The sequence below is a fragment of the Helicobacter sp. 16-1353 genome (genome assembly GCF_003288815.1).
GTDB lineage: Bacteria > Campylobacterota > Campylobacteria > Campylobacterales > Helicobacteraceae > NHYM01.
The window spans coordinates 1-10902 of the sequence record NZ_NHYM01000021.1 but is presented as its reverse complement, the minus strand read 5'-3'; the positions used below and the strand labels follow the sequence as shown (position 1 = coordinate 10902).

Sequence of the window (10902 nt, the reverse complement as noted above, 5' to 3'; positions counted from 1 at the left end):
TTTTGCGAATCTTTGGAGTTTAGATTCTCATTTAGATTCCATAAATCGTTGATAATATAGAATCTAAAATAGCTTAGCTTAGATTAGATATATATCTATCTATTCTATTTACGCCAAGCTTGATTTGTTCTTCACCACAAGCAAAAGAGAATCTAACATATCCATCCATTCCAAAGGCGATACCCGGCACCAAAGCTACACCTTCTTTTTCAAGCAAATCTTTACAAAATGCCATTGAATCTGGATTAACTTCCTTGATATTAATAAATAGATAAAATGCACCTTGCGGGAGTTTTGTATCTAATAAATGTATATTGTTGATTAATTCATATGCTAGATTTCTACGATTCATAAAGGCTGATACAAAACCATCTATATCCATTTTCGTATCGCCATTTAATCCAAAAATGGAAGCTTTTTGCGTGATTGAGTTGATATTTGAAGTGCTTTGACTTTGCAAATTATTTAATAACTTTATTAATTTTTTATCTTTTGATGCGGCATATCCTATTCTCCAGCCTGTCATTGCCACTGATTTACTAAGCCCATTTATCGTTATAGTTCTATTTAGCATATCATCATTAATGCTACCCGGAGATGTAAAAGTAATATTATCATAAACTAATTTTTCATATATCTCATCACTTATAATAATAATATTAGTATCTTTTATTACATCATATATAGCCTCTAGCTCTTCTTTTGAATAAATCATACCTGTTGGATTTGAAGGAGAGGTTAAGACTATAATCTTGGTTTTTGGTGTTATTTTTTGCTTTAATTGCATTGGAATAATCTTAAAATCAGTCCCCTCATCTGTTTCAATAAATATATTTTTTCCACCAAAATAATTCACAAGTTCTGGATATGTAACCCAATAAGGCGATGGGATAATAACCTCATCATCTTTATCAATAAGTGCAGAAAATACATTAAAAAGTGAATGCTTTGCTCCATTGCTTACGATGATTTCATCTGCATCATAATTTAATTTATTTTCATTTTTGAGTTTTTCACTTATGGCTAAACGCAATTCTGGGATTCCAGATACTTGAGTGTATTTTGTAAATCCGCTATTAATAGCCCTTATAGCTTCATCTTTTATCATTTTTGGTGTATCAAAATCTGGCTCTCCTGCAGAAAATGACAATACATCTTTACCCTGTGATTTTAAATCCCTAGCAAGAGAGCTAATTGCTATGGTTAAAGATTCCCCTAGTGTTAAAATTCGTTTTGAATATTTCATATCTATCTCCTTTTTATTTATATTAATCTTGCAATTTCTTTAGTATGGTAGCTTATTATAATATCAGCTCCCGCCCTTTTAAAACATAGCATTATCTCTAATAACATTCTATCGTAATCAATCAAACCTGCCATTTTGGCGTTTTTTAACATCGCATATTCTCCGCTTACATTATAAACAGCTAGTGGCAATAAGGAATTTTCTTTTATATCTCTTACAACATCAAGATAGCTTAAAGCTGGTTTTACCATTAAAATATCTGCTCCCTCTTTTTCATCGATTAGAGATTCTCTTATTGCCTCACTTCTATTTGCAGGATTCTGCTGATATGATTTCCTATCACCAAAACTAGGGGTAGATTCCGCTACATCGCGAAAAGGTCCATAAAATGCACTTGCAAATTTTGTGGAATAGCTCATAATAAGGATATTTGTAAAATGATTTTCATCTAAAGCTTTTCTTAATGTTTTTATTTGCCCGTCCATCATCGCACTTGGAGCAATAATATCAGCTCCACTAGAAGCTAATAATATAGCTTGTTTGGCTAATATCTCTAATGTTTTGTCATTATCAACATTGCCATTATTATCTAGGATTCCACAATGTCCGTGGTCTGTGTATTCGCAAAAACACAAATCCACACTTACAACCATATTGCTAAAATATTTTTTAATCTTTCTTATTGTTTTTGCTACTATTGCATCTTCGTGTAATGCACTAGAGCCAATGCTATCTTTAATAGAGGGAATGCCAAATAAAATAATATGGTAGATTCCCATTTTACATAAAGTTTCGCATTCACGCAAAATATTATCAATACTCATTTGATATACATCTGGCATTGACTTTATCTCATTTTTAATATTTTCCCCCTCTACGACAAAAAGCGGGTATATGAATTCTTTTAAAGAGATTCTACTCTCCTGAACCAAATCTCTTATTTGTTGATTTTCCCTAAAATGCCTTAATCGCACCATAAACATTTCCCTTTGATTTAAGATTCTGTCGTATCACTAACTATACAATCCTTTATATAAAAATAATGACTATTATCTTGATATTTATACTCTAATTTAAAGCCCTGTGTTTCGATTGTATGCTTTATGATATACATTCCAAGTCCAAGTCCTTTTTGAATATTCTCTTTGCCATCGCTATAAAATGGTTGAAAATAATTGTTGAAATCATCTTTAAAAGGCTCTCCTTGATTTTTAACTACTAAATCTCTACCTTCAACTGAAACGATAACTTTTTGGTTACTAGAATATTTAATGGCATTATCAACTAGATTCTTCACACTCAAACTCATAGCATCAAAATCGGCAATCATTTCTGCATCTCTATTATCTAAAATAACATTTCTTGGTCGGTCTTCTTCTATCAAAAGCATTTTATTTATATTTTGCATTAATTCAATTAAAGTAAATTTCGTTTTTGAGATTTTATAATTTTTAGTGCTCATTTCTTCTATTTTCGCAAAATCATCAATGATTATATTTAATCTTGTAAATACAGATATAAGCCTATTTTTAGCCCTTGTATCAGTTATCATTTCAGCTACGATTCTACCTTTTGTAATAGGTGTTCTTAATTCGTGCATAATAGAGCGTAAAAATAGCACTCTAGCCTTATTCATTTCATTAATCGTATATGCGGCTTTTGCAAACTCTTGTGAGAGTTCACCAATCTCATCTTTGTTATTTGAGATTACTTTTATATTCATATTACCACTAGCAAATTTCTTAACCTCTCTTCTTAAAGCACTAAGTGGCAATAGTGAGTTTAAAACAAGAATATAGAAGAATATAAGGGCAATAAATGCCAATAATGCTATTAGATAATAATTCAAATAATCCACATCATCTTTATAATCTGTATATACAAAACTAGCATTATTAGTCGTATCGTGCATAATGATATAATAATGCCCATTTATTTTTTTACTATTTACGGCGAGTTGTTTATCTTTTTGCCCATATAATAAAAAATATCGTTGCGATGTCGCATTTAATATATGCTCATCTTTAACTTGATAGAATCCAATATCTAATAAATAACCTTGCAATGATTTTAAATCATATCCAAACTTAAATAAATCACTTATATTGCTAACAATGCTATTATATCGCTGCTCTATGATATTATTACTTTTATTTATCTCATAATTTATAAAATACAAAACAAATAAAATAAAGCTTATAGAGCTAAATATAAAAAGCAGTGTTATTTTTACAATAATAGAATCTGATTTAAACATTTTAATTTCTTATATGTTTATTTTGTATCCAAGACCTCTAGCAGAAATAATATATTTTGGATTTCTTGTGTCTTCACAAATCTTATTCCTAAGTCGTCCTATTATTACATCGACACTTTTATAATCACCTTTTGACTTAATAGAATCACATTTTTCAGCAATTACAGCACGAGAAAAAATATGGCTTGGTTGAGATATAAGAAGTGTTAGAATCTCATATTCTGCTCTTGTTAAATCTAATTTTTTTTCTTTAAAAAAAACGCTCATACTATCTTTATCAACAACAAAATCAGATTGATAATCATTGCCTAAAATGGCTTGTGTGGGAACTATATTATATCTTCTTAAAACGCTATTTATCCTAGCCAACAACTCTTTTGGGTCATATGGTTTTGGCAAATAATCATCTGCACCATATTCTAAAGCATCAATTTTATCCTGTGTATCGCTTCGTGCCGATGAGATTATAATAGGTATATTTTTGTATTTTGTAATTTTTTTACAAACCTCGATTCCGTCCATATTTGGAAGTGTTAAATCAAGTAGCATTAAATCATATTTATGTTCTTCTAAAGCTTGTATTCCTATAATTGGGTCGGCATAATTCGTTACATTTACATTATTGGCTTTTAAAAATTCTGTTAGAATCTCCGCTAATTCAACATCATCTTCTATCATTATAACTTCTATCATAGTTCTCCCTTATTTACAAGTTCATTTTTTGCTTGATTTTCTTGTAATGTCTTTAATCTATCTTCAATTATATATAATTGATACTCAAGATAGCTAATTACCATTTCAAGCTTCATTTGGATATTGGAATCTTTAGATTGCTTCAAACCCTCAAATAATACTAAAGATTTCTCTTTTAGTTTCAAAAGCATAGCAATCTCATTATCGAATTCTATGTATTTTAAATCTATTTCACTTTCTTCCTTAATATCAATAAAAATATTTGTAGAATCCTTATTTTTAGATAAATCTTGAGTAGAATCCTCGCTATTAAAATCTTTTTTACTAAATTCTGATATAGTAGATAGTATCGCTTCTTTAGTTTCCAATTAACCACCTCTCAAATTCAGCTAATTCCTCTTTAGAATTAGCTTTGATAAAAAAATTATACATATCTCTATTTAATCCACTTAGATTAATGCTTTTTGTAGCAAGCCTACGAAGAGATTCTTCTGCTTCTTTGTCATTTGGATTATCACTTAAGATTTGTCTATAGATTTTAACGACCTTTTCTTTTTCGCCCTTAATATCATAAATACTTGCCATTAAATGCTTATTCATCTACAATTCTTTTATAAACTTGACTATTAAATCGCCCATTTGAGAGCAAGAAATAGCCTCGTCTTTATTTGTTGCCAAATCGCGAGTTCTATATCCACATTCTAAAACTTTATTTACGGCTAATTCAATCTTTTTTGCAATTTCTACTTCACCCAAATGTGAAAACATCATACTTGTAGATAAAATCATAGCGATAGGATTAGCAATATTTTTCCCTGCAATATCAGGAGCAGAGCCGTGAATTGGTTCAAAAAGTGCGACACTATCACCAATACTAGCACTTGCTAAAAGTCCAATAGAGCCTCCTATCACACTTGCCTCATCGCTTAAAATATCGCCAAAAAGATTCTCACAAAGCATAACATCGAATTGTTTAGGATTTAAAATCAATTGCATACTTGCATTATCCACATATAAAAATTCCACCGCCACATCGCTATATTGCTTAGCCACACTATCTACGACCTCACGCCATAGTTGGCTTGTCTCTAATACATTTGCTTTATCCACACAACAAAGTTTTTTATTGCGTTTTTGTGCTAGTTCAAAGGCGTATTTTGTAACCCTATATATTTCGTCTCTTGTATAAAACATCGTATTATATGCTCTATCCATTTCCTTTGCTCTTGGCTCACCAAAATAGATTCCGCTTATCAATTCCCTTACAATAACAAAATCCACATCTTGTATTATTTCTTTTTTAATAGGAGAGGATTCTAAGGTAGCATTATAAACCTTAATAGGGCGGATATTGGCATATACACCTAATTCTTTTCTAAGATTTAAAAGCCCTTTCTCAGGGCGAAGATGTCGCTCTAAATTATTCCATTTTTCTCCACCAATAGCACCAAGTAAAACTGCATTACTTGCTTTACAAGCCCTAAGTGTTTCATCTGGAAGCGGATTATTTGTAGCATCTATTCCTGCACCACCAATTAAATACTCGTTATATTCTAATCTAACATCACTAGAAAATAAATCTAGTATTTTAACTGCCTCCTGCATTATCTCCTTTCCAATGCCATCACCGGAAAGAATCGCGATATTATAAGATTCCAAGTAATCCCCCTTTTTTTAATCTATTTTATTTTTTGCGGCATATTCCATCAAACCACCAGCCGATAAAAGTTTTAGCATAAATTCCGGTATTGTTTTAAAATTATATATCTCATTGGTGGTTTTATTTAAAATCGTTCCTTTAAGTATATCTATGGATAAAACATCGCCTTCTTTAATCCTATCAACCTCTTCTAGTTCTAACACCAAAAGCCCTGTATTAAAAGCATTTCGATAAAATATCCTAGCAAAATAAGGGGCTATAACAGCACTAATACCAGCAGCTTTGATTGCTATTGGTGCGTGCTCTCTACTACTTCCACAGCCAAAATTTTCATCTGCTACAATAATATCTCCAGATTGTATCATAGAAATAAAACCATTCCTTGCATCTTCCATTAAATGACTTGCTAAAACCTTTTCATCAGTAGTATTGAGATACCTAGCTGCTATTATTAAATCCGTATCAATGTTTTTACCAAATCTCCAAACTCTGCCTTGTATATTAGTTGGGATATTATTTGCTATGCTATCTTTTATAATTTTATCCATCTATATTTGCCATATCTTAATAATTTTAAAAATTCTAAGGTATAATTTTAACAAATTTTATTCAAATTACAATTTAATTATCATACTTTTACATTAATATAATTTGTAAGTTTATTATATTTTTCAAAATCACTACTTGAGACACGATATGGAACATAATAATTTAGAGCAAGGAACTAGAGAAGAATTAGCCGAAGCAGTTTTTAAATTAATCGAAGATTTAGGATATGCGGAAGACTTAATTGCAGAAGTAAAAAAAGAAACAGAAATGATAAGGGAAACATTAAAAAGTGATTCTAGTAATATTGATAAAATATCTTCCATTCAATACAATATTTCCTTAATCCAAGAAGAGCAAGTTAGATTAGCAAAGGTTATTGCTGGTATATCAGATAATGATTTTAATCTTATTAAAGATGAGGTTATGGACGATTCTAAAATATCAAATCTATCACTTAAGATTCAACAATTAGAAGATGAAATAAAAAATATAAAAGATTCCAAGAAAAATAGTGATTTTGATATTAATGATTTATCAAATATAAATGAAACATTCGTGCAAAAATCTATCCTTAAAAAAGAAATTACAAGATGGCAAAGTATAATCATCGGCATATTAGTAACTTTAGCGGCGATGAGCTTTTATTTCTTTGGATTTGTATTTGATAAGCAAACATCACAAACTGCGATTATAATATTTCTCATCGCTGTTTTTCCATTCTGTGCGGCAATGTATGTTATAAATAATAATCTCAAAAAGCTAATATCTCAAGAAAAAAGTATCCCTATGCCAAAAGCTAAAAAATAGTGATATTTCCTAAGGTCAAATTTAGTTATAAAAAGTCGATTTAGAAAATAAAAAGGCTAGATATGCGATTTATTGGATTGATTTTATTAAGCTTTATTATGCTTTGTGCTAATGAAACAATTTTTTTTATAAAACCACCATATAAGGCTAATTTCCCACATAATAATGCTAAATATTTTACAAATGAGGGCTTTAGAGCCATATCATTTGGGTCAAAAAAAATAGCTAGAGATTTATTTTACAAAGCTTGTGTGCTTGGTGATGATTTGGGATGCGTAGCATTAAATAATATAAATGCGAATCTAAAAGTAGAATCTACAGTTATCGCTAAAAGTGAGTGCGATTTAGGGGATAAAGATGCGTGTTTTAAGCTATATAAATATTATTCCACAGAAACTATGCTAGATGACTTTAAAGCACAATGGTATCTATCAAAATCTTGCAGATTAGGAAATAGTGAGGCTTGTAATATAGAGCTAAGCAATGTTAAACCATTTATTCACAATGAAAGACAATTATTAAATGAGCAATGCTTTTATAATGATGCATTTTCATGCTATAAATTAGCAAATATTTATATTTTTGGTAAAGGCGTGGTGAAAAATGCGGAATTCGCAAAAACACTACTTAAAAAATCTTGTGAAAATGGATTGCAAAAGGCTTGTGTAAAATACATAGAAATTCTTTCATTTAATTAGATATTTGCTATTATTAGCCTTTTAGTTTAATTACAAGGTGGTAAAATGGATTTTATAAATCTAAAAGCACAATATAAAGCATATAAAAATGAAATAGACGCAAGTATCGCAAAAAGCCTTACAAATGCAGCGTTTATAATGGGTGAAAGCGTAGAATCCCTAGAATCTAATCTTAAGAATTACACGAAAGCAAAGAGTGCGATTAGCTGTAGTAGCGGAACTACGGCGTTGGTTTTAGCTTTAATGGCACTTGATATTAAAAATGGCGATGAGGTTATAACTACGCCTTTTAGCTTTATTGCCACAGTGGAGGCGATTTTACTAGTTGGGGCGAAGCCAATTTTTGTAGATATTGATGAAAAAACATATAATTTAGACCCAAAATTGCTTGAAAATGCCATTACAAAAAACACAAAAGCGATAATCCCAGTCTCAATTTTCGGTCAAATGCCAGATATGGAATCTATCAATAAAATCGCTTTATCACACAATATCGCAGTAATCGAAGATGCCGCACAGAGTTTTGGGGCGAGTTTCAATCTAAATGGGAAAAGCGTAAAATCGTGCAATGCCTCGATAATCGCCACAACGAGCTTTTTCCCTAGTAAGCCACTTGGTTGTTATGGCGATGGCGGAGCGGTTTTTAGCAATGATGAAAAAATCACAAAAAAGCTAGAACTTCTTAGAAATCACGGACAAAGTGAGCGATATAAGCACTCTACAATCGGCATTAATGGTAGATTGGACGCTTTGCAGGCTGGAATCTTAAATGTGAAGTTAAAATATTTGGATAGCGAAATTACCAAACGCCAAGAAATCGCAGAAAATTATAATAAGAATCTAAAAAATGTAATCACGCCATACATCGCACCGGGCTTTGTTAGTGCCTATGCGCAATATTCAATCCGTGCTAAAAATAGAGAAAAATTAATGCAAAAATTAGCAGATTCTAAAATCCCATATGCGGTGCACTACCCTATTCCACTTCATCTACAAGAGGTCATAACCAAACAATATAATTACAAAAAAGGCGATTTTAAAGTAAGTGAATTAGTGTGCGATGAGATTATCTCGCTTCCATTTAGTGCGTTCTTAAGTCAAGAGGAGCAAAGTCAAATAATAAAGGCAGTCAATGAAGCCAATTAAAATAGCCCTTTTGGGTATAGGGAAAATGGGACAAAATCACCTTAGAATCCTAAATATGCTAAAAGATGTCGAAATCGCCTTTATCTACGATACAAATGAAGAATCTTGCAAGAAAATCGCACAAACTTATAATGTCAAAATGAGCCAAGATTTGGAGGCGGATTTAGCCATGCTTTCCCCAAGTGATGGGGCTATAATCGTAACGCCGACTTTTAGCCACTTTGATTATATCTCTAAGGTAAGTGAATATGTGAAAAATATCTTCGTTGAAAAGCCACTTACAAACACACTAGAATCCGCCCAAGTGGTGATTGATTTAGCACAAAAAAAATCGCTAAATATCCAAGTGGGCTTTATCGAGCGATATAATCCAGCCATAATTACCCTAAAAAATATTCTCTCCCATTCTGGCAAAATCATTAATGTAGATATAAGTCGCACAAACAAGGCAAGTAGCCGAATAACTGATGTTGATGTGGTGATTGACTTGATGATACATGATATTGATTTGGCACTAAATATCAATGGCGATGTGAGTGAGATTTACGCACAAGGCGTGGTTGTAGAGGGAATGATAGAGTTTGCAAGGGCGATTTTAACGCATAAAAATGGGAGCTTTTCAAATATCCTAGCAAGTCGCATAACAGAGAAGCGAATCCGCCAAATAAGCGTAACGACGGACAAAGAATATATTGATTGCAATCTTTTAAGTAAGGAAGTTTTTGTAAATAAGCAGAGCGTAGAGCAGCGATTTGGCAATGTGCAGATTCACTCAAATACCGAGACAATCGAAGTTCGAGGGCAAGAGGCATTGCTAAGTGAGCTAATTGATTTTGCTGATATTTGCAAAAATGAAAAATCTAAATCGCCAGAATCCACAAAAAGCCCAGAAAATCAATCGCTTGGGTTGGAAAATCAAATGCCAAACTTCCCAAATCAATTTGATGGAATGAGAGCTATAGAGATTGCACATAAAATACAAACGATAATACATAAGAAAGCTAATTGATAATATAGAATCTAAGATTTAGATTCTATGTAGATTAGGAATCTTTTGTATTCTGCGGAATCTTGGGTGATTTTGAGAATCTAGATTCTGCTAGAATCTTAAAATCTACATAAAACTGCTAAATATGGCAACAAAGTAAATCTAGCAATTTAGATTCTATGTTTTCAACGATTTATAGAATCTAAATGAGAATCTAAACTCCAAAGATTTGCAAGATTTATAGAATCTAGTAGATTCTATAACCTCACAAACTTCATAGAATCTATAAGCTACGCAGAATCTTGTATTTAAAAATCAAATGGAAAATGATAAATTGAAAATGCCAAGAATATTGGAAATTAGAATCTTAATAAAAAATCACCAAAATAGTAAGAATCTTAAAAGTGGTATAAAATAGCTAAATATGGTAGCAGAGTAAATCTAGCGATTTAGATTCTATATTTTTAAAGATTCATAGAATCTATCAAATCTAAATAAAAAACTAAATATTCTACAAATTTATAGAATCTAGCAGATTCTATAATCCCACAAGATTAGAATCTATAAACTACGCGGAATCTTGGGTGATTTTGAGAATCTAGATTCTGCTAGAATCTTGTATTTAAAAATCAAATGGAAAATACCAAGAATATTAGAAACTAGAATCTTAATAAAAAATCACCAAATAGTGAGAATCTTAAAAACTACATAAAACTGCTAAATATGGCAACAAAGTAAATCTAGCAATTTAGATTCTATGTTTTTTAACGATTTATGGAATCTAAATGAGAATCTAAACTCCAAAGATTCATAGAATTCATAGAATCCAAATCAAAGTAAGATTCTAGATTCTCAAAC

The 10902-nt window shown here is 31.1% G+C and carries 13 protein-coding genes; 5 read left to right on the top strand and 8 right to left on the bottom strand.

The window, feature by feature from the left end:
- Positions 1 to 73: 73 nt before the first annotated feature.
- The 8 genes from CCY99_RS09245 to CCY99_RS09210 are packed head-to-tail and all read right to left on the bottom strand — an operon-like array spanning position 74 to position 6404.
- Positions 74 to 1246: a pyridoxal phosphate-dependent aminotransferase gene (locus CCY99_RS09245; protein ID WP_112061133.1), complete on the bottom strand. Its 1173-nt coding sequence runs from the start codon at positions 1244 to 1246 to the stop codon at positions 74 to 76.
- Between the two features lie 17 nt (positions 1247 to 1263).
- Positions 1264 to 2229 (bottom strand): porphobilinogen synthase, encoded by a 966-nt coding sequence (hemB, locus tag CCY99_RS09240; RefSeq protein ID WP_112061132.1) that lies wholly within the window; start codon positions 2227 to 2229, stop codon positions 1264 to 1266.
- A gap of 11 nt (positions 2230 to 2240) precedes the next feature.
- Positions 2241 to 3503 carry an ArsS family sensor histidine kinase gene (locus CCY99_RS09235; protein WP_112061131.1) on the bottom strand — a complete coding sequence of 421 codons (1263 nt, stop codon included), beginning with the start codon at positions 3501 to 3503 and terminating at the stop codon, positions 2241 to 2243.
- A 9-nt stretch (positions 3504 to 3512) separates the two neighbouring features.
- Positions 3513 to 4196, bottom strand: coding sequence for a response regulator transcription factor (locus CCY99_RS09230; RefSeq protein ID WP_112061130.1), 684 nt, complete (start codon positions 4194 to 4196; stop codon positions 3513 to 3515).
- Positions 4193 to 4564: a hypothetical protein gene (locus tag CCY99_RS09225; protein ID WP_112061129.1), complete on the bottom strand. Its 372-nt coding sequence runs from the start codon at positions 4562 to 4564 to the stop codon at positions 4193 to 4195. Before CCY99_RS09225 ends, CCY99_RS09230 begins: the two co-directional genes overlap by 4 nt.
- Positions 4554 to 4796, bottom strand: coding sequence for a hypothetical protein (locus tag CCY99_RS09220; protein ID WP_112061128.1), 243 nt, complete (start codon positions 4794 to 4796; stop codon positions 4554 to 4556). The genes CCY99_RS09225 and CCY99_RS09220 overlap by 11 nt, the downstream gene beginning before the upstream one ends.
- Positions 4797 to 5855, bottom strand: a complete 1059-nt coding sequence (gene leuB / locus CCY99_RS09215; protein WP_112061127.1) for a 3-isopropylmalate dehydrogenase — start codon at positions 5853 to 5855, stop codon at positions 4797 to 4799. It abuts the gene before it with no gap.
- A gap of 15 nt (positions 5856 to 5870) precedes the next feature.
- The gene (locus CCY99_RS09210; protein ID WP_112061126.1) at positions 5871 to 6404 is read right to left on the bottom strand and encodes a 3-isopropylmalate dehydratase small subunit; all 534 of its coding nucleotides are present in this window, start codon (positions 6402 to 6404) and stop codon (positions 5871 to 5873) included.
- 148 nt (positions 6405 to 6552) lie between these two features.
- Here CCY99_RS09210 and CCY99_RS09205 point away from each other — a divergent pair, with 148 nt between their 5' ends.
- The 5 genes from CCY99_RS09205 (at position 6553) to CCY99_RS09980 (ending at position 10756) form a co-directional block, all read left to right on the top strand.
- On the top strand, positions 6553 to 7212 hold the full coding sequence (locus CCY99_RS09205) for a hypothetical protein (protein ID WP_112061125.1): 660 nt from the start codon (positions 6553 to 6555) through the stop codon (positions 7210 to 7212).
- A gap of 62 nt (positions 7213 to 7274) precedes the next feature.
- On the top strand, positions 7275 to 7910 hold the full coding sequence (locus tag CCY99_RS09200) for a sel1 repeat family protein (RefSeq protein ID WP_112061124.1): 636 nt from the start codon (positions 7275 to 7277) through the stop codon (positions 7908 to 7910).
- A 45-nt stretch (positions 7911 to 7955) separates the two neighbouring features.
- A complete protein-coding gene (locus CCY99_RS09195) occupies positions 7956 to 9056 on the top strand; it encodes a DegT/DnrJ/EryC1/StrS family aminotransferase (protein WP_112061123.1) in 1101 nt (366 codons plus the stop codon).
- A complete protein-coding gene (locus CCY99_RS09190; protein WP_112061122.1) occupies positions 9043 to 10065 on the top strand; it encodes a Gfo/Idh/MocA family oxidoreductase in 1023 nt (340 codons plus the stop codon). The genes CCY99_RS09195 and CCY99_RS09190 overlap by 14 nt, the downstream gene beginning before the upstream one ends.
- Before the next feature lie 559 nt (positions 10066 to 10624).
- A complete protein-coding gene (locus CCY99_RS09980; protein ID WP_258444082.1) occupies positions 10625 to 10756 on the top strand; it encodes a hypothetical protein in 132 nt (43 codons plus the stop codon).
- The last annotated feature ends 146 nt before the right edge of the window (positions 10757 to 10902 follow it).

Excerpts from the sequence above, each read along its gene's own strand:
- CCY99_RS09245 (WP_112061133.1), bottom strand. The coding sequence starts at position 1,246 with ATGAAATATTCAAAACGAATTTTAACACTAGGGGAATCTTTAACCATA.
- hemB (WP_112061132.1), bottom strand. The coding sequence starts at position 2,229 with ATGTTTATGGTGCGATTAAGGCATTTTAGGGAAAATCAACAAATAAGA.
- CCY99_RS09235 (WP_112061131.1), bottom strand. The coding sequence starts at position 3,503 with ATGTTTAAATCAGATTCTATTATTGTAAAAATAACACTGCTTTTTATA.
- CCY99_RS09230 (WP_112061130.1), bottom strand. The coding sequence starts at position 4,196 with ATGATAGAAGTTATAATGATAGAAGATGATGTTGAATTAGCGGAGATT.
- CCY99_RS09220 (WP_112061128.1), bottom strand. The coding sequence starts at position 4,796 with ATGAATAAGCATTTAATGGCAAGTATTTATGATATTAAGGGCGAAAAA.
- CCY99_RS09210 (WP_112061126.1), bottom strand. The coding sequence starts at position 6,404 with ATGGATAAAATTATAAAAGATAGCATAGCAAATAATATCCCAACTAAT.
- CCY99_RS09205 (WP_112061125.1), top strand. The coding sequence starts at position 6,553 with ATGGAACATAATAATTTAGAGCAAGGAACTAGAGAAGAATTAGCCGAA.
- CCY99_RS09200 (WP_112061124.1), top strand. The coding sequence starts at position 7,275 with ATGCGATTTATTGGATTGATTTTATTAAGCTTTATTATGCTTTGTGCT.
- CCY99_RS09195 (WP_112061123.1), top strand. The coding sequence starts at position 7,956 with ATGGATTTTATAAATCTAAAAGCACAATATAAAGCATATAAAAATGAA.
- CCY99_RS09190 (WP_112061122.1), top strand. The coding sequence starts at position 9,043 with ATGAAGCCAATTAAAATAGCCCTTTTGGGTATAGGGAAAATGGGACAA.